The 18,883-nt window shown below is 52.8% G+C and carries 18 protein-coding genes; 2 read left to right on the top strand and 16 right to left on the bottom strand.

Translation table 11 applies throughout. From position 1 onward, the window contains the following. Positions 1–177: 177 nt before the first annotated feature. The 12 genes from Pmgp_RS08365 to Pmgp_RS08310 form a co-directional block, all read right to left on the bottom strand. Complete coding sequence (locus Pmgp_RS08365; protein WP_134213535.1) at positions 178–1,119, bottom strand: L-lactate dehydrogenase; 942 nt, start codon at positions 1,117–1,119, stop codon at positions 178–180. A 263-nt stretch (positions 1,120–1,382) separates the two neighbouring features. Further along, positions 1,383–4,475, bottom strand: coding sequence for an efflux RND transporter permease subunit (locus Pmgp_RS08360; protein ID WP_134213534.1), 3,093 nt, complete (start codon positions 4,473–4,475; stop codon positions 1,383–1,385). Positions 4,476–4,477: 2 nt separating this feature from the next. Continuing rightward, the gene (locus Pmgp_RS08355; RefSeq protein WP_192902854.1) at positions 4,478–5,623 is read right to left on the bottom strand and encodes an efflux RND transporter periplasmic adaptor subunit; all 1,146 of its coding nucleotides are present in this window, start codon (positions 5,621–5,623) and stop codon (positions 4,478–4,480) included. A gap of 158 nt (positions 5,624–5,781) precedes the next feature. After that, positions 5,782–6,561: a DUF72 domain-containing protein gene (locus Pmgp_RS08350; protein WP_134213532.1), complete on the bottom strand. Its 780-nt coding sequence runs from the start codon at positions 6,559–6,561 to the stop codon at positions 5,782–5,784. Positions 6,562–6,744: 183 nt separating this feature from the next. Further along, positions 6,745–7,578 (bottom strand): ABC transporter permease, encoded by an 834-nt coding sequence (locus Pmgp_RS08345; RefSeq protein ID WP_134213531.1) that lies wholly within the window; start codon positions 7,576–7,578, stop codon positions 6,745–6,747. Beyond that, on the bottom strand, positions 7,566–8,483 hold the full coding sequence (locus tag Pmgp_RS08340; RefSeq protein ID WP_134213530.1) for an ABC transporter ATP-binding protein: 918 nt from the start codon (positions 8,481–8,483) through the stop codon (positions 7,566–7,568). The genes Pmgp_RS08345 and Pmgp_RS08340 overlap by 13 nt, the downstream gene beginning before the upstream one ends. 70 nt (positions 8,484–8,553) lie before the next feature. Beyond that, entirely contained in the window at positions 8,554–9,771 is a 1,218-nt protein-coding gene (locus Pmgp_RS08335; RefSeq protein ID WP_134213529.1) for an ABC transporter permease, read from the bottom strand. Then, on the bottom strand, positions 9,768–10,523 hold the full coding sequence (locus Pmgp_RS08330; protein ID WP_134213528.1) for an ABC transporter ATP-binding protein: 756 nt from the start codon (positions 10,521–10,523) through the stop codon (positions 9,768–9,770). Before Pmgp_RS08330 ends, Pmgp_RS08335 begins: the two co-directional genes overlap by 4 nt. A gap of 34 nt (positions 10,524–10,557) precedes the next feature. Then, a complete protein-coding gene (locus tag Pmgp_RS08325) occupies positions 10,558–12,120 on the bottom strand; it encodes an HlyD family secretion protein (RefSeq protein ID WP_134213527.1) in 1,563 nt (520 codons plus the stop codon). A gap of 20 nt (positions 12,121–12,140) precedes the next feature. Next, on the bottom strand, positions 12,141–13,586 hold the full coding sequence (locus Pmgp_RS08320) for a sensor histidine kinase (RefSeq protein ID WP_134213526.1): 1,446 nt from the start codon (positions 13,584–13,586) through the stop codon (positions 12,141–12,143). Next, a complete protein-coding gene (locus Pmgp_RS08315; RefSeq protein WP_134213525.1) occupies positions 13,567–14,253 on the bottom strand; it encodes a response regulator transcription factor in 687 nt (228 codons plus the stop codon). The genes Pmgp_RS08320 and Pmgp_RS08315 overlap by 20 nt, the downstream gene beginning before the upstream one ends. Before the next feature lie 348 nt (positions 14,254–14,601). After that, complete coding sequence (locus Pmgp_RS08310) at positions 14,602–15,228, bottom strand: RNA polymerase sigma factor SigX (protein WP_243119778.1); 627 nt, start codon at positions 15,226–15,228, stop codon at positions 14,602–14,604. Positions 15,229–15,423: 195 nt separating this feature from the next. Here Pmgp_RS08310 and Pmgp_RS08305 point away from each other — a divergent pair, with 195 nt between their 5' ends. Beyond that, positions 15,424–15,813 (top strand): ArsR/SmtB family transcription factor, encoded by a 390-nt coding sequence (locus tag Pmgp_RS08305; RefSeq protein WP_134213523.1) that lies wholly within the window; start codon positions 15,424–15,426, stop codon positions 15,811–15,813. Between the two features lie 477 nt (positions 15,814–16,290). Further along, positions 16,291–16,497: a UXX-star selenoprotein family 1 gene (gene uxx1 / locus Pmgp_RS08300; RefSeq protein WP_134213522.1), complete on the top strand. Its 207-nt coding sequence runs from the start codon at positions 16,291–16,293 to the stop codon at positions 16,495–16,497. 118 nt (positions 16,498–16,615) lie between these two features. Here the strand turns inward: uxx1 and rimI are convergent, their stop codons facing one another. The 4 genes from rimI to Pmgp_RS08280 form a co-directional block, all read right to left on the bottom strand. After that, positions 16,616–17,065, bottom strand: a complete 450-nt coding sequence (rimI, locus tag Pmgp_RS08295) for a ribosomal protein S18-alanine N-acetyltransferase (protein WP_427910023.1) — start codon at positions 17,063–17,065, stop codon at positions 16,616–16,618. Then, positions 17,062–17,772: a tRNA (adenosine(37)-N6)-threonylcarbamoyltransferase complex dimerization subunit type 1 TsaB gene (gene tsaB, locus Pmgp_RS08290; RefSeq protein ID WP_134213521.1), complete on the bottom strand. Its 711-nt coding sequence runs from the start codon at positions 17,770–17,772 to the stop codon at positions 17,062–17,064. Before tsaB ends, rimI begins: the two co-directional genes overlap by 4 nt. Then, positions 17,753–18,232 (bottom strand): tRNA (adenosine(37)-N6)-threonylcarbamoyltransferase complex ATPase subunit type 1 TsaE, encoded by a 480-nt coding sequence (gene tsaE, locus Pmgp_RS08285; RefSeq protein ID WP_134213520.1) that lies wholly within the window; start codon positions 18,230–18,232, stop codon positions 17,753–17,755. Before tsaE ends, tsaB begins: the two co-directional genes overlap by 20 nt. A gap of 147 nt (positions 18,233–18,379) precedes the next feature. Then, complete coding sequence (locus tag Pmgp_RS08280; RefSeq protein ID WP_134213519.1) at positions 18,380–18,787, bottom strand: response regulator; 408 nt, start codon at positions 18,785–18,787, stop codon at positions 18,380–18,382. Positions 18,788–18,883 lie beyond the last annotated feature (96 nt).

The following is an 18,883-nucleotide window of genomic DNA, read 5'->3' as shown; positions in this document are numbered from 1 at the left end:
TGGCAGAGAGCAAAAAATGAGCCGTTACCCTACATATTTATGACAATAAGTGAAGGCCGCAACCCCTTTATTTGCAAGGATTGCGGCCTCTTTTCGCCCTCATAACTGTCAAAGTCAGGATTATATCCGAATTAAACTTTATTGCAAGAGTGGTTTAAAAAGGTCAAAAGCCTCCGATTAAAGTCCAATCTCCCGCATGGCCGACTTTAAAACTTGCGATGATTTTACCAGCGCTTCCTCTTCACCGGGGGCCAGGGGCAGTTCCAGCGGGCGACCGCGGCCCTGCGAGCTGATCACTGAAGGCAGGCTGAGGCAGCAGTCCCTGATCCCATAGATGCCGTCAATCAGCCCGCTCACGCTGAGGATGGTGTTTTCATCACGGATAATGCTTTCGCAGATCCGCTTCACAGCCAGGCTGATGGCGTAGTAAGTCGCTCCTTTTCTGGAGATAATCTCGTAGCCTGCGTTTCTCACCTGTTTGTCCACTTCCTGGTGGTTTACCGCGGGGATGCCCGCTAGTTTGCAGTACTGGTCAATATCTGTGCCGGCTGTGTAGGCCAGGCTCCAGAGCAGCACCTCACTGTCCCCGTGCTCGCCAACCACGTAAGCGTGAATATTCCTGGGCGCGATGCGGCAGTGGCGGCTCAAGCTGTGCCGGAAGCGGGAACTGTCCAGCACTGTCCCTGAGCCGAAAACTCTCTCCGGGGCAAGCCCTGATATTTTCAAAGCGGCATAAGTAAGGATATCCACAGGGTTGCTTACAATCAGGAGTATGCTGCCTTCCGCCCCAAGAAGCTTGGGCAGGCTTTCTTTCAATATGCCGTAATTTTTCTGTAGCAGGTCTATCCTTGTCTCGCCGGGTTTCTGGCCGGCGCCGGCGGTGTAGATGATGATGGCGGCGTCTTTGCAGTCCTCGTAAGTCCCGGCGTATATATTTATGGGCTTGATAAAAGCAGCGGCGTGGGCCAGGTCCATAGCTTCCCCTTCGGCTTTGGCGCTGTTGACATCGACCAGCACCAGTTCGCTGGCCAGGCCGCTTACCGCCAGGGTAAAAGCAGTCGTAGCCCCCACCAACCCCACACCCACTATAGCTATCTTGCGTTCATCTGTTTTCTGCATTTTATGAATTATCCCCCTCAACGATTCTAAAACACCTGTCCCTATTATTCCCGGCAGGGCAAAAAAAAGCCCGGGTTCTTTTATAGAACCAGAGCTTTTTGGGTCGTGTGAAGTGGGACAATTGGGACGTGGGATATGGGACGTTAGACGTGGGATTGAAAGATAATATCAAGGGTCAAAGACCCCAAAGAAATGCAGGAATCTGACCTGATAAGAATACAGGATATTCCCACATCTCACGGCCCACTTCTCAAATCTCATTTCTATACAGGTGGAGCGTCTGCGGAACGTTTTCTCCACTTATTTATTATTTTCACGCCGAGGTCGTCAAAGAGGGTGTAAATAACCGGCACAATGATCAGGGTCAGGAACGTGGAGACCAGCAGGCCGCCGACAACCACGGTAGCCATGGGCGCCTGTGACTCGGAACCTTCCCCGATGCCGATAGCCAGCGGTATCAGGCCGCAGAGGGTAGCCAGCGCGGTCATCAGGATCGGGCGCAGGCGGACAGGTCCGGCCTTAATAATGGCCTCGTTGCGCTCCAGACCCCGTTTTTTCAGAGTGTTGATGTAATCGACCAGCACGATGGCGTTGTTGACCACAATCCCGCACATCATGATGATGCCGATATAGGCCGGCATGCTGAAGTGACGGCCGGTGAGCAGCAGGCCCAGGACCACGCCAATGGCTGAAACCGGGATGGAAAACATGATGCAGAACGGGTACAACAGGGACTCGAACTGGCCGGCCATCACCATGTACACCAGGAGCAGGGCCAGCATAAGGGCCATGCCCAGGTTTGAGAATGTCTCGGCCATGTCCTTCTGCGAACCGCCATATTCGATAACATAGCCGGAGGGCAGGGGAATCTGCGACATTTTGGCCTGGATGTCTTTCTGGATGCTGCCCAGGTCGCGCTCGGCGTAATCACCATAGATGTAGACAACCCGCGACATTGAGGCGCGGTTGATTACGTTCGGGCCTTCACCGCTGACAAAGTTGGCCAGTTGGGTCAGGGGCAGCTGTACTCCTCCCTGGCTGACAAAAAGACTCTCCAGCCCGGCGGTGCTCTCCCGCACCGCGGGGCTCAGCATCAGGCGGACGTCTACAGCGGTTCCTCCTTCATTGATATTGGTGACTACTGAACCATCTCCGGCAATTTTGAGGACCTGGGAAACCGCGCTCACAGTCAAGCCGTTCTGCGCTATTCTTTCCCGGTCGAACTCGATGCGCAGTTCAGGCCGGCCGGCCTCCATATTGCTGCGCACCGACCTGGTCCCTTCAACGCTGCTGATCGCATCCACAGATTGCTTGGCCAGCCGCTGCAGTTCATCTAAGTTGTCACCCTTGATGGTTACTTCTATGGGCCTGCCGCTGAAGCTGCGGGTTATGGACATTCCGGAAGAAGCGGATATCCTGACCGTAGCTCCGGGGATACCGCTGATCTTGCCGCGCAGTTCCTCAACGATCTGGTCGGTGGATCGTTTCCGCTCCTTCTTGGGTATAAGCCTGGCGCTGATCTGCCCTATTTCTGTTTGGCCTCTCCCCACGTTGGTCAGGATCGTGTCCATTTCCGGCACAGCGGCCAGGATATTGCCGATTTTGTTCATAACCGCGCCGGTATCGGCAAGCACGGTGCCGTTCGGCATCTGCACGTCTATGCTGAACTGCCCCGTGTCCTGGGAAGGCATAAGTTCAGTGCCGACTAAAGGGGCCAAAAATACGGCTACCAGGGTTATGGCCCCAGCGCCTATGATCACCTTGAACCTTTTTTTCAGCGACCACTCCAGTAGGCCCCTGTATTTCTCGTCCAGGCTGTTGTACCAGATTTCGCTTTTTCTAAAAAGCCGCTGGTACCACTTGTCTCCCTGGCCGGCATCTGTCAGCCGCCCGAAGATTCTGGAACAGATCAGCGGGATCAGTGTCAGCGATACAAACAGGGCCGCCAGCTGGGAAAAGGCTATGGTCAGGGAAAATTGCTTGAAAAGCTGTCCGGCCATGCCGGAGACAAAGATCATCGGCAGGAAAACAACCGCAACGGTAAGGGCTGAGGCAATAACCGCCGTGGCCACTTCATTGGCGCCGTTTTTGGCCGCCTCCCTTGGCGCCTCGCCGCTCTTGCGGTGCCGGTAAATACTTTCCAGCACCACAATCGAGTAGTCCACCATGTGCCCCACGCCGAGTGAGAGCCCCCCCATGGACATCATGTTCAGGGACATTTTATTAAAGTACATCAGAGTAAAGGTGGCAATAATGGCAAAAGGGATGGCCAGGGCGATTACCAGGGTGGTCCTGAGGTTGCGCAGGAAAACCAGCAGGATAATCACGGCCAGGCCGCCGCCCAGCATAATGGTGCGGCCGACATCGTTGATTGACTTTTTAATTGTGTCAGACTGGTCAAAAGCCAGGGCGAACTGAATATTGCCGGGTAGCTCCTGCTGCAGCCTGGCCATTTCTTTTTTAACCTTGTCCGCGACGGCGGTGGTATTGGCGCCGCTTTGCTTCTGAACCGAAATACTGACCGCGGGCCGGCCGTTTAAAAGAGTGTATGAGTTTTGCGTGGCAAAAGTGTCCTTAATTTCCGCCAGGTCGCGGATGTGGATAAAGCCCCCCTGCGACAGCTGAACGGGTATATCCCCGATCTGCTCAACCCTTTCATACTTGCCCAGGCCGCGCACGTTATAATTTTTCTGTCCTTTAGGGATACTACCGCCTGCGACGTCCACGTTTTCACCCGACAGGGCCTGTGAAACCTGGTTGATGCCGATGCCGTACTGCTGCAGCTTCCAGGGGTTCACCTGCACCTGCACTTCACGGTTCAGGCCGCCCATGACGCTGACCGCGGCCACACCCTCAACCCGCTCCAGGGCGGGCCCAATAGTGTCGTCCACCATTTTTCTCAACGTCGCCTGGTCCAGGTCGCTGGCAACCGCCGCATTCATAATCGGCATCATGTTGGTGTCAAACTTTTGCACACTGACATTATCAACCGAATCAGGCAGGCGCCGCTTGACCATTTCCAATCGGGCCCGCACATCGGCCATAGCCGTGTCCATATTGGTGCCCCAGGCAAACTGCATCTGCACGCTTGAGATGCCGGTGCGGCTGGTGGAAGTGATCTTCTCAACGTTGCTGATGGTGCCGACACCTGATTCAATTACCTTGGTCACATCATTCTCAACTTCCATCGGGCCGGCGCCTGAATAGCTGGCTGAAATGGAAATGGTGGGATTGGTGATTTCCGGCAGGAGGTCCACCGAAAGAAAATGCAGGGAAAAAAGGCCAAGCACCAGGATGCCCAGGATAACCATGATAATCGTTACAGGGCGGTCAACCGAAAAATCGACTAGCTTCAATCCTATTTCTCCCCTTTCGGCTGGCCGCCCTGCACTATAACCTTGGCCCCGTTAACCAGGCCCTGCTGGCCGAGCACAATAACCTGGTCACCCTCGGTCAGGCCCGCGGTAATTTCTGTGACTTTACCGTCAGAGATGCCTACACTGACTTTGTTTTCTTTGGCTGTTCCCTCAACCACCGTATATACATAGTTTTCGCCCGATTTCTGCACGATGGCGTCAACCGGCACGGTCAAAGCCTTCTCACTGCGGTCGGTGATAATATGCACTTCGGCAAACATACCCTGTTTTAAAACATGGTTGGGGTTGTCCATTTTAACTTCAATCAAAAAGCTCTTGGTCTTGGCGTCCACGGCCGGGCTTAAGTTGGTAATTACACCGGTAAAAGGGTCCTGCCCGACTGACGGGACCAGTACCTTCACTTCCTGTCCCTGTTTCAGTTTGCCGATGTGCTGTTCACCAACGGTCACCTGAACTTTTACCCGGTCCAGGTTGACCAGGGTGACAGCCTGGGTGGAAGAGTTAACCATGCCGCCAATGTCCACGTTTTTAGAGGCTACTTCACCGCTGAACGGCGCGGTGATGACCGTGTTGGCCAGCTGGTTCTGCTGGTAGGACAGGCTGGCCTGCGCCTGGGCCAGGTTGGCCGCGGACTCGCCTGATGAAGCCTGGTCCAGTTTCAAACTGTATGTATCAAAGGTATCGGCTGAAATTACGCCCTGCTCATAGAGCTGCTTATACCTTGCAAACTGCTTGGCGGCGTTCTCCAGGTTTTGTTCGGCTACAATTTTCCTTGCCTCCATCACCGCCACATTAGCCTCGGCCTGCTGGACCTGGGCCTGGATGTCGCTGTCGTCCAGTCTAAAAAGGACACTGCCTGCTGATACAACGGACCCCAGCTCAACATTAACTGACGCGACCTTCCCGGAAATTTTGGGGGAAACCACAACCGACTGTTCACCAAGAAGCTGACCGCTGGCCACCAATTCCTTGGCCACATCCGCTCTGCTTGCCGGCTGAACGGCTACCGGCACCGCCATGTTTCTACCGCCCGTACCCTGAGTCGCGGTATTCTTGCCGCAGCCTGACAAAAGCAGGCTGCAAGACAGAGAAACGGCCAATAAAGCAACAATAAATCTCTTTTGCATAGCATCCTCCCCAGCACATTTAAACATTATATATAAAAGGCCGGAAAATATCCCGCCGGCCCCATATTCCATAATAATGCCAACTCTGCCGGTGGTCAATCAATAATTTAATTAACTTAATATTTAATCTAGTAAAATTTACCATGAAATAAATCACGCTAAATTCCGGCTGACCTGAGCATATCTCTGATCGTCCTGGCGTTGACAACCGCCTGCCCCCGGTAGTGATTATTGAAGCTGACATAAACATCGTCCGCCCTCTCCCGCAGTACTGCGATCCTGGGCAGCCATTCTTTCAGTTCAGCTTCGGTATAAAGGTAGTCGTAACGCTCGTAAGACGCACGGTGATCATACCACCTGGCGGCATTCCTGCCGTGAAAGCGCAGGTAGGCCGGCGGCGCGGTCACCACCGCCAGCGGCTTCAGCAATCCTTTCAGGTTGGGCTCGTCCACACAGACATAAGCTATTTTTTCTTCCTTTAAAAGCTCGAAAGTGTCCTGGCTTACCCAGCGCTGGTTGCGAAACTCCACAGCCAGGGGCAGGTCCGGCAGCAGTTCGCGAAACTTTCTCAGGTAGTCCCGGTTCTCCTGGCCGCAGTGGAAAGAGTAGGGGAACTGGGCCAGCACGCAGGCCATTTTGCCGCTTTCGGTAAGCGGGGTCAGCGCTCCCGCAAATCGGACAAAAACCTCTTCCCCGGCGTCCCTGCTGTGGGTCATCTGCTGGAAAGCTTTCACCACGAAGCGAAAGCCGGCAGGTGTTTTCTTGGCCAGGCCTTCGGCCATCTTCCAGCCGGGCAGGTGGTAATAAGTTGAATTGATCTCGCTGAAACCGAACTCCCGCGCGTACAACTCCAGCATATCAGTCTTTTTCGTCCCCAGGGGGTAGACCGGTCCCACCCAGTCCTGGTAGCTGTAGCCCGCGGTCCCTATGTAAAGCAATTCAAACACCCCCTTTGGGATGTGGGTCGTGGGCCGTTAGACGTGGGTATATACTGCATTCCTATCAGGTCAGTTTTTGCATTTCTTTGGGGTCTTTGACCCTTGAAACTGTCTTTCAATCCCACGTCTCACTTCCCACTTCCCACGGCCCAGTTGTTCCACTTCTCACGTCCCACTTCCCTATCAGATGTCTCTTCTGGAGAAGATTCTTATGGACATGGACAGGAAAAAGACAATATATAAGCCGGTGTAAACCAGCATCCAGACGCTGGGCTCGGAGGCGCTCCCAAAAGGCCCCATCATCATGGAGGAGAAAGAGATGCCCGGCGCCGACAGCAAAGCATAGACTATTTTCCTGTAAACCGCGTCGGCGGGCATGACCAGGCTGGAAACGATGCCTATATTGACCAGCACCTGGCTGTGGGCCAGGTGGCCGATTTGTTCAAGCATGCCACCTACCACACCCACCGCGTAAAGCATAAAGCAGCCGATACCGTTGGCCAGGGTGGACAGGAAAGTGGTGCCGAACATAGTCACCGCCAGCAGGATTACCGGCTGCAGGCAGAAAAGAACTATGGCGCCGGCTCTGACAGGCGCGTTCAGGCCGGTATTGTAGTGGACTATCAGTAAAACAGCCACATAGAATAACGAGGAGAAAACTGAAAGCATCAGGCCGTAGCCGATAAATTTGCCTAAAATAATATCCAGGCGCCTTAGCGGCCTGGGTACGACGGCATAGATGACCCCGTTTTCAATTTCGCCTGAAACAGAACCGACAGCCGCCATAACAGCCAAAAAAGCAATAATAAAACTGCCGAAATAAAGCCCCAGGGACAGGAACATCGGCGCGATCAAGGCCTGCATCGGCCCGGCATAGTGACTTGAGCCCATATCCTTATAGCCGTAGTGCACACCCATGCCGTATAACGCCAAAAAGGCGGCGGCCAGGACGATTGTGACCAGCAGAATACGGCGGCGGACCATTTCTTTAAAGGTTAAAGCAGCTATTGTAAACATTCTTCATCCCCCACTTTAACCAGGTCTATAAACAAATCTTCCAGGGAATTCTGCCTTGCGTTAAGGCTGAACAGCTTGCCGCCGTTCCTTACCACCGCCTCGGCCAGAGCGGGTATGTCCTCATTGTTTTTCAGAGAAAGCCTGACCAGGCCGCCCTCAACCTGATAAGAGCCGTACAGGGCCGAGAGTTCATCCAGCAGCTGCGCCGACAAACCTTCGACCTGCATTTCCACCTCTACGGCGCCTGCCAGGAGTTCCGCCAGGGCGCCTTCAGTTATTATTCTCCCTTTATTAATAATTGCGACACGGTCACAGATCATTTCGATCTCACTCAAAAGGTGGCTGTTTAAAAAAACAGTTTTACCCCTGTCACGGAGCTCCACCATGATCTGCCGCACTTCACGGCGCCCCAGGGGATCCAGGGCCGAGGTCGGCTCGTCCAGGAAAACCAGCTCCGGGTCGGGCAGCAGGGCGCAGGCCAGGCCCACCCGCTGCTGCATGCCTTTGCTGTAAGACCCCACTTTTTGCCTGCCCTTATCCGCCAGCCCAACCTGCTCCAAAACCTCCGGCACGCGGCGGGCCTTTTCCGCCCGGCTCATTTTATAGAGAGAGGCGTGAAAAGTGAGCAGTTCTTCCCCGGTAAGCCAATCCTGGTAACGGAAATTTTCAGGTAAAAAGCCGACTTTGCGCCTTATTTCCAGGTCGCCCAGCGGTTTTCCCAGGATCCGGGCGGTCCCTGAAGTGGGGAACAGAAGCCCCACCAGCATCTTCACCAGGGTGCTTTTGCCGGCGCCGTTGGGCCCCAGAAAACCAAAGATCTGCCCCTCTCCGACTGAAAGGTTGATCTCCCGGCAACCGGCTTTTTTACCGTACATTTTGGTAAGGTTATCAGTTTCAATAATCATTTGCCCACCCCACATTGATTAATAGTAGTAATCTTATATAACAGTGCGGGCAAGGCTTTTGTGACAAAATCTATTTTTCAAAACGCAGCGCTTCTATAGGATCAAGACCAGCGGCCTTTTTGGCGGGGTAATAGCCGAAGAAAATCCCGATAGCGGCTGAGAATCCTGTGGCAAGCAGGACTGAAAACATAGTAACGGAAGTGGGCCAGCCGGCCAGCACCGAAACTATTTTCGCCCCCGCCACACCCAAAAGGATGCCAATGATGCCCCCGCTGAGACATAGCACCATCGCCTCCACCAGAAACTGGCCCAAGATATTGCCTTCGGTCGCTCCCACCGCCATACGCAGGCCGATCTCCCTGGTCCGCTCCGTTACGGAAACCAGCATGATGTTCATGATGCCGATGCCGCCCACAAGCAGGGACACGGCGGCTATGCTGGCCAGCAGCATGGTCATCACGGCTGTCGCGTTTTCAGCCGTTTCCAGGACCGAAGCCAGGTTGCGCACGTTGAAATCATCGCTGCTGGTACTGGCCAGGTGATGCCTGTCCCGCAAAAGGCTCTCAATGCTGCTCTGGACATAGCCCATGCTGTCAGCCGTCGCGGTCTGCACGTTGATCAGGCGTACGTATTTGACGCCCAGCAGCCTTTTTTGGGCGGTGCTTACCGGTATGTATAAAACGTTGTCCTGGTCCTGCCCGCCTATGGAGGCGCCTTTAGACGCCAGTACCCCAACCACGGTAAAAGCCAGCTTGTTTACTCTGACTGTTGTGCCGACCGGGTCGACACCGGGCGGGTAGATATTGTCAACTATAGTTTTACCCAGGACAGCCACCAGATTTGTATCCGCCACATCATCCTCAGTGAAAAAGGAGCCTGAGACCGTGGACAAATCCCTGATCCCCTGCATATCCGGGGTAGTCCCGTTATACTGGGCGGTCCAGGTCTGGCCCTCATACTCGATGGTGGCGTTCGAGCTCAGTTCCGGCGCCACATAATTGACGAAGGGCAGTTCAGCAATTGCTTCGGCATCGTCCAGGGTAAGAGTGTTCACACTGCCGCCGGCGCCCCGCACCGCTCCCTGCCCGGCGCCGGGGAAAACCATCAGCAGGTTGGAGCCCATGCTGGAAATCTGGTCTGAAATCCTTTTGCTGGCTCCCTGCCCCACGGCAATCATGATGATTACCGCTGAGACTCCTATGATCACACCGAGCATGGTCAGGACCGACCTCAGTTTATTTGCCTTTAAACCGCTGAATGATATCTGAAAATTGTTGGTTATGTTCATGCCTCAGCCTCCGCTTTTTCAGTTAAGGCGGCAAGGTCAGCCGCGGCGTCTCTCTGGTGGTCCAGCCTGGTGTCTTCCACCACGTGCCCGTCCTTTAAAAGAATCAAACGGCGGCAGTAACAGGCGATATCTTTATCATGAGTCACCATAATCACAGTAATCCCTTTTTCCCTGTTCAATCTCTGAATGACGGCCATGATCTCTATGCTAGTTTTTGAGTCCAGCGCGCCGGTGGGCTCATCAGCCAGAATCAGGGACGGGCTGTTGACCAGGGCGCGGGCAATGGCCACTCTCTGCTGCTGGCCGCCCGACATCTGGCCGGGCAGGTGGTTCATATAACCGGCCAGGCCTACCCAGGCCAGAGCTTCTTTAGTCCTGGCCTCCATTTCTTTTTTATCCATACCGGCATAGATCAGCGGCAACTGGACATTAGCCCGGACAGTTACCCTCCCCAGGAGGTTAAAAGCCTGAAAAACAAAACCGAACTTTTTATTACGGATGCTTGCCAGCTGATTTTTGTTTAAATCAGAAATATCCTCGCCGTCCAGGATATAAGTCCCCTCCGTGGGCCTGTCCAGGCAGCCGATAATATTCAGCAAAGTGCTTTTGCCCGAACCGGAGGAACCCATAATGGCTGCCATTTCGCCCTCCAGGAAGGTAAGATCGACCCCGTCCAGGGCAAAAATCTTATGTTCTCCCATGGTATATACTTTTCTGATCTGTTTAAGCTGTAAAGTTATTTTACCCGGCATAGAGACCTCCGCAGCTATGTATTACGGGCAGAGTTTAGTGCGCCAGGCGCTGGACAAACGACATGCCGCCGCCCGGACCGCCCTGGGTGGTCTGGGCGCTGGAAGCGGTCTGGCTGAGTGAGCCGACCACGACGGTTTCCCCTTCTTCCAGGCCATTGACCACTTCATAATTTCTCATATCTGACAGCCCAAGGGTGACTCTCTTTTGCACCGGATTATTCGACTTGTCCAAAACAAGTACTGTTGCCTGACGACCGGCGCCGCTGCTCCCGGCGCCGCTGTAAGCCGCGGACTGCCTGGTTGAGCCGCCGTCACCCGCCGGGCCTGAATTTCTGTTCTGGCTCCCGGCGGCGCCGGCGCCCTGGCCGCCGCTCTGACCGGTAATTTGGCCGGTGTTTTGCCGCTGGGCGGACACATTACTGCCGGCGCTGCTCGCAGTGGAACCAGTCTGCTTGCCTTTGTTAAGATAGGTTACCGCATAACTCACCGCGCCTTTGGGTACAGTCAGGGTGTTTTCGTGGCTCTCGACAATGATAGTCACATTGGCCGGCATACCGGCCTTCAATTCAGTATAGTTCTGGTCAAGCTGGATGATCACGTCATATATCTGCACGTTGGACAAGGTATAGGCCTGGGGAGCGATACTGCTCACCCTGCCTTTAAACACTTTATCGGGGAAGGAGTTAACTGTGAACTCCACGTCCTGCCCGGTTTGGGCTTTGCCGATGTCCGCCTCGTTGACCTGGGCTCTGATCTGCAGCGCTTCGGAAATGATCACAATAAAACCGCTGGAGCCGCTGGTATTGTTGTTGTTGGCGGTGGCCCGCTGGCCTTCCGCGCCGTTTACCGCGCTGACAATACCGTTTAGGGGGCTGACCATTTTGGATCCGTCCAGGTCGCTCTGAGCCATTTTCAACTGGGCGCTGCTGCTTTCCACCTGGGCCGCGGCGGCAGCGATATCCTCCGGCCTGTTGCCTGACTGCAGGGCTTTAAGGGACTCCTGGGCCTGCTTTAATTTGCCCTCCGCATTGATATAGTCAACCTGGGCTTTTTCAAAATCCGCCTGTGAAATTGCCCCTGTGTCGTAGAGCATCTGGTTTCTTTCAAATGTAGCCTTGACCTGGTCATAACTTGCCTGGGCCATTTGCACACTTGCCTCTGACTGCGCTATATCCTCTTCCCTGGCCCCTTTTACCAGAAGCTGATATTTTGCGCTGGCGCTGCTGACACTCGCGGCAGACTGGGCCAACTGGGCCTCCAGGTTGCCGCTGTCCTGCTCGGCTACCAGCTGTCCCGCCGTCACGTGGTCGCCTATTTTCACATATAGTTTTTTAATCACTTCAGCGTTTTTGAAATTCAGCGAAACTGTGCTCACGGGCTCTACCATGCCGCTGGCTGAAATGGTACTGGCGACCCTGCCCCGTTTTACCGTATCGGTTATGAAACTGCCCGAGGCGTCCTTGGTCCTGCCAAAAACAAAATATCCCGCCAGGATCACGATCAAGACCACCGCGCCGCCCAGAAGCAGTTTTTTTCTGCCCGGCAGCCCGGCCGCCTCTTTGAGTTTAGCACCGGTTTTTTGGAGTAAATTAGGCAAAATGTTTTCCTCCCTGTTCTTTATGTTTCTTGGCCGGGAAATGATCCCGGCAGGTATAAACGGAAGACCGTGCCTTCGGCGCCTGTGCTCCGCAGGCTTAAATCTCCCCCGTGCGCCCGGGCCAGCAGGCGGCTTAGCGTTAAGCCCAGGCCGAGGCCCTTTTTCTTGGCCGGCAGGCCCCGGTAGAACCGCTCAAATACATATGGCTGATCTTTTAGGGCAATGCCCCTGCCGTTGTCCCAGACATCAATAATAACCTGGCCTGCTTCTGTAGACAGGTCAATTCTTATAGCTGTCGCTGAGGCTCTCTGGCTGTTATTGAAGAGGTTAATGATAATCTGGCGCAGCCTTCCCGCGTCGCCTTTAACCCAGACCTGTTCTGCCGGAAGGTTCGCAGCGAACCGCAGGTTGAGAAATTCGGGAGAGGAACCGAGCTGGCGGACAACCTCCGCCACCAGCCGGGAGAGGTCTACAGTTTCCTGGCGGATTGGCGCCGCGCCCGCTTCAAACGAAGAAAAATCCAGCAGCTCTTCAACCATCAGCTGCAGGCGTTTGGCTTCATTCAGTGTTATTTTTAAAAACTCTTCCGCTTCACTGCCGGTAACCACTTTACTTTGAACTGCCTGGATCATCCCTCTGATTGAGGTTATGGGCGTACGCAATTCGTGGGACACGCCCGCCAGCAGGTCGGTACGTAATTGTTCCAGCTGTTTCAGCTGCTTGGCCATGTCGCTGAAAGAAACGATCAGCTGCTGCAGTTCCCGTTCTTTGACCTGTTCGGGCAGGGCCGGGTCATATTTACCGCCGGCTATGTCCTGAGCCGCTGTTGCAACCTGCCGCAGCGGGCGGGTCAGCCCCCTGGAAAGAAAGTACAGCACCAGCCAGCCGGCAATTAGAATAGTAACTGTTACCAGGGCCAGCGAACCATACAGGCGGGAGATCTGCTGCAGCATATTTCTGGCCGGCAGGCTGACATAAAGCGCCCAGCCGGCAGTCCCGTCCTGGTAAATGGGAACACCTACGCGCAGCCAGGTCTGCCCGTCGACTTCGAATTTTTCATGTATTGTTCTGCCATCAAGAACTTCCTGATGCTGAGCTGAAATCTCATATAGTACGGATATTTCATTTACCGGTTTTTCTTTTTTGTAGGTCTGGACTTTTCCTGACCGGCCGGCTATTTGCACCACTTCAGAAAAAGACGAGGTGAATTTGTAGCGGTTTGACTCTATTTCACCCTGCTGCCTCGCCGGAAATACGATTTCCTGAGTTTCCCGGTCGTACATCCCGGCCAGCTGCTCGGCCCGCATTTCAAGCAGGTTATAGATATGCTCGTAAGCGTTAAAGCGAATCCAGATTCCTGAGATTATTGCCAGGACTAAAAGGCTGAGCAAAAGCACCAGCACATAGCGGCTGGTCCAGTAAGTCAGCATCGGCACCGTTTTGTGGTTAACTACCTTCTTGCACACGCAGCATATACCCCATTCCCCTTACAGTGCCGATCTCTCCTTCATCTGCCGGCCAGTCCCGCAAACACTGCCGCAGGCGTTTGATCGCCACATCAACCGCGCGATCTCCGCCTTCATAATCCATGCCCCAAACGTAATCCAGCAGCTGATCCCTGGTAAAAACCTGGTTGGGGTGCCGCATAAAAAAAGAAAGCAAGTCCCAGTCGCGCGGCGCGAGCGTGACAGGCTTTCCTTTGATAGCAGCATGGCGGGCAGTAAAATCAATGGTCAGACTCCCAAACTGAAATAAATCCTGCTCCACCAGAAAAGACTGGCGCCTTAAAACTGCCTTCACCCGCGCCACTACTTCTTCAGGATCAAAAGGTTTCGGAATATAATCGTCAGCCCCCTGTTTAAAACCGTACAGACGGTCCTCAACAGTACCTCTGGCAGTAACTATAATCACAGGGCAGCTGCTCTGTCTGCGGATTTCATCCAGCACCGCCAAACCGTCCCGGCCGGGCAGCATTAAGTCCAGCAGGACCAGCAGGGGTTTTGTCTCATTAAACTTTTGCAGGGCTTCTTCCCCGTCAGCGGCAATGATCACCCGGTAGCCGGCATGCTCAAGATAGGCCTTGAGCACCAGCGCAATGGAGGGCTCGTCCTCCACGACCATGATTGCCTGCATAAACAGAGCCTCCTTATAATGACCTATTCATTATTTTTACGACACTCTGCCTTATTCCTGCCTTGCTTTTCTTACATTTTTGCCTATTCTGTCTTACATTTTACTGTTTAATTATGTCAGAATGATGTCTAACAGATAAAGTCTTTTTGAGGCCGCAAAAAAAGATTTGCCCCTCACGAAAGGCAAATCTTTTATAAAGCTATAGGCCGTAAGACGTAGGACGTAAGTATTAAAGTATTTCTCTTGGGTTAAGACCCTTTAGGAATGCAGTATATACCTACGGCCTACGCCATACGACTTACAACCCAATTGGCCTACGGCCTACAGCCTACGACCTACTACTATTTTTTACTGTATTAAGCCCGCTATATCCAGAGCCTGCTGCAGGGTCAGGCTGCCGCTGACCGTGTAAACAACACCGTCTTTTTGCCAGACCAGGCTCGCAGTTTCACTCCCGTTTGTAAGTTTTAAGTATTCTGACCGGAACCTGGCGCGGGCACGTGCGAGCAAGGTGCCGACAGAGGACTCTTTGACGTCAATAACCCTGGCTATGGCTGCGTAATTCATGCCTGAGAATTTTAAAAGAAGGCAGGCCCTGTCTCTTTCCGGAATAAGTTCCAGGACCTTGCGGGTAAGGGCGATCTCCTCTTCCCGCAGGGCAGCAGTCTCTGGCCCGGCTTCCGCCGCCACCGGTGCGACAGAAACGCCCATCTCCCTGCGCCGCCTGCTGTTTTGGCTGCGCAGGTGGTTATAAGCGAGATTGGTGGCTACCCTGGAAAGCCAGCCTCCCAGGTTGGAGGATTCCCTGGGCGGCGTATTAAAAAGTTTGATAAACGCCTCCTGGGCAATATCCTCCGCGTCAGCACGGCTGCCCAACAGGCAGGTAAGCTGGCGGCATACCGCCGGATAGTGCCGGTAGAAAAGCTCTTTAAACCCGGCCGGGTTATTAGTATATTCGCTGGTGGTTGACGGCACTGCCCCCGGACCTCCATTAGACGGTTTCATCTATATAACAACTTCGCGGACTCTTTTATGACAGCTGACTAAAACAAATTATATCATAAAAAAAGCTGGCTAATGCCCGCCGTGTCACTATGGCACCTACTGTCGGGGTTTTACAGCCAATGAATTTATTGACTTTAATATGAAAACTGTGTTATTATATGCAATATGCAGCATATAACATATGAAACACTAAACAAAAGCGAAGAAATATTCAGGGCTCTGGCGGACCGGACCAGGATCCGCATCATAAGGCTGCTGCTGCACAGCAGCGACGCCTGTGTCAGTGAACTGATGGACGCGCTCCGATTGCCTCAGTACAGCATATCACGACACCTTTCAATTTTAAGACATGCCGGGCTGGTAGATGAGAGAAGGGAAGGAATCTGGAAATATTATTATCTGGTTGCAAAACCGCCAGGCTTTACTGAACATTTGATGGAAGCAATCCGGTCCGGTATAAACGAGAAGCTGCTTGAGACCGATCTTGATTTGTTTGCCAGGAGACTTGGCCTGAGGGTTGACGGAAAATGTGTGGTTGGCAGTGAAGGCCTTTGAATCTTAGTTCAAAAACGAATGGAAGGTGTTTCTGATGCCAAGATTTCTTGATAAAAAAGTCAGGCAGCTGATCGCTATTGCCGCCAGTACGGCGGCAAACTGTCAGGTATGACTTGAATATCACTATATCGCAGCCCGTGAGGCCAACGCAAGTGAGGATGAGATTAAGGAAGCCATAGACATTGGGGAAATGGTAAAAGAAACCACGATTATGAAGAACAGGGAGCTTATCGATTTTCTTCTTAATGAAAACGCCGCTCCTAAAAAAACCTCTAAATAAAAGTATAAATTGATACACAACCTCATCTATTGCAGCATTGTGCGAATAAATTCGCACCTACATTTTTTAAGCAGACCAGAACGTTGTTTTATGATGGACATAAATATACTATGCAGTCTTTAAAGCGAAAAATTTTTACCCAAGGACTTGCGCGTATGTACATATATGCTTATCTAAAGATGTTAGGAGGTGATGTTATGGAGGATAAAGTTGTCATTTACGGCAGGCCAGGTTGTCCATTCACCGATAAAGCACTAGCGGCCTATGGGGAAAGGGCAAAATACATCAACGTTCAGTCAGACAGTGAAAAATTGCAGGAGATGCTCATACTCTCGGAAGGCGTTCGGAAAGTCCCGGTAATTGTAGAAGGAGGAAACGTGACTATTGGTTATGGCGGCACCTGAGGAGTGTAAAGCGCCTGATCTTTGATCAGGCACCGGCGGCGTTAATTTCTGAAACACTTAGTGCGCATAGAGAATAAAAATGATGGGGGAATCACCCGCGGCGCGTCATTTTGGGATCCTAAAGCAGCCCTTCCTTCCACATAATGATGGCATCTTCATTGGTGTCTGTATAGTAACGTTTGCGCCTGCCTTTTTCTATAAAACCAAGCGAAGTGTAAAGGTTCCGGGCGGCCGTATTGGAGGGGCGTACCTCCAGGGTCATACTGTTAATGCCCATTAAGATAGCCCGCCGCAAAATTTCCAGCATCAAGGCCCTGCCGACACCTTTCATCCGCCAGTCCCGGCGCACGGCCACGTTGGTTATATGGGCCTCATCAAGAATAAACCACATCCCGCCGTAGCCGATAACCTCACCACCGGCTACGGCGACTATATAATGGGCAAAACTGTTTTGTGTGATTTCGTAGGCAAAAGCTTTATGCGACCAGGGCGTGGGAAACGAAACTACCTCTATTTCCTCTACCTGGCTTAAATGCTCCAGGCGCATTTCTTCAAAGCTGACAGTCAACTATTTATCCTCCCGGAGTTTTTCTTAAGCCAGACCACCTCTGCCTCGGAAGGCCTGATGTACTGCGGGCGCAATGCAAGCGGATCTACTCCCAGTCCGTTTTTAAAAGCGCTCAGGCCCAGTTCAGCCACAGCCGCCCCGCGCGGGAAATTGGCTGCCAGAGGGGCAAAGCTGGCCAGTTCACCCAGCCTTTCTCTAAACACTGAGGCGTAGGGAGGCACACCATCGCCGGCGAAAACCACCGGTTTGGCCAACTCCAGTAGAATTTCCGCCAGTTGGTCCGGTTGTATGGCCATCGGGCCGGCCAGTGTTATTTTCCTGATATGATCATAAACCGCTGTATACACCTCATTTTTTCGCGCATTCAAGACCGGACAGACAAGCCCCCGCCAGCCGGCGAGCGGGTAAGCCAGCGTGTCCAGAGTAGATATACCGGCCACGGGCAGGCCAAGCACCTGGGCCAGCGCTTTGGCCGTACTCATGCCGATACGCAAACCTGTAAACGAGCCGGGCCCGCCGGATACGGCTATGCCCGCCAGGCCGCGGCGGCCCACTCCGGATTCTTCAAGTACGGCCTTGATCATAGGCAGCAAGTTTACTGAATGGGTCCTGTTGTTAAAAACCATGCGTTCCGCCAGGATCCCATTTTCACCCGCTACTGCAACAGCGGCCACCGGAGTTGCAGACTCAATGCCCAGGATGTACAACTGCCATCAACTCCTCAACCAACCGCCGGTACCTGTCTCCCAGTGGCGCCAGTGTAATTTCACGGCTGTCATCACCTTCCTGACTCCTGGCAATGGTAATGTCAAGTCTCTCATGCGGCAGTATTTGCAGCACAATGTCAGCCCACTCAACCAGGGTAACACCGCTGCCATAAAGATATTCCTCGTAGCCTAAGTCCTCCATTTCCTGTGGGGAGCAAAGACGAAAAACGTCCATATGGTAAAGGGGCAGCCTGCCCTGATACTCATTGATCAAAGTGAAGGTAGGACTGGTGACATGGTTTTCGATGCCGAGGCCGCGGGCCACTCCCCGCGCGAATACGGTTTTCCCTGCGCCAAGGTCCCCGTATAAGCAGAGAACATCACCCGGATCTAAAAATGAACCAAGTTTTTCTCCCAAGGACTCTGTTTCCTCAGCCGAAAAAGTCCTGAATACATACATACCATCATTCAACTCCATAACCCAAAACAGAACTTAACCTCTATTATAACCTTTATCGGCAAGAAGCAACATTTCATACTTCAGACATTATACCAGAGCGTTAGTCCAGGCAAAAGTAAAAAACCCCCTTTACAGGGGGTAAAAGTATTAATAGCCTCCGGCTGCTGTTTCAGCAAGATGACTTCGCCAGTATACGAATTTGTCCAGCAGTTCTTTAATCTCATTCACGTCAAAGGGTTTGGCTATACAGCAGTAAGCTCCTTTTTTCATAGCTTCAGAAACGGTTTTTTCGGACCCGTAAGCAGTCATGATGATAATCTGGACCATTGAGTTGGTGGCTTTGATTTCACCCAGCGCTTCCAGACCTCCAATCAGGGGCATCCTTACGTCCATAAAGATCAGGTCGGGGCGTTTTGATTGCGCAAACTCAATAGCTTCAAGCCCGTTTTGCGCTGTATGCACCCTGTGTCCTGCTTCCTTAACCACAATCTCCAGCAGGAAACGGACCCCGGCCTGATCGTCCACTATTAAGACATCTAACTGCTCTCCAGCCATTTCGACACCCCTCGACATTTATTCCCATTATAGTAACATTCAAGTATGTTTTATCAAGAGACTTATTCGACCATATATTTCAAATTCCTTTAAAAA

This window comes from Pelotomaculum propionicicum (assembly GCF_004369225.1).
Taxonomy (GTDB): domain Bacteria; phylum Bacillota; class Desulfotomaculia; order Desulfotomaculales; family Pelotomaculaceae; genus Pelotomaculum_B; species Pelotomaculum_B propionicicum.
This window is presented reverse-complemented; position numbering and strand designations above follow the sequence as displayed.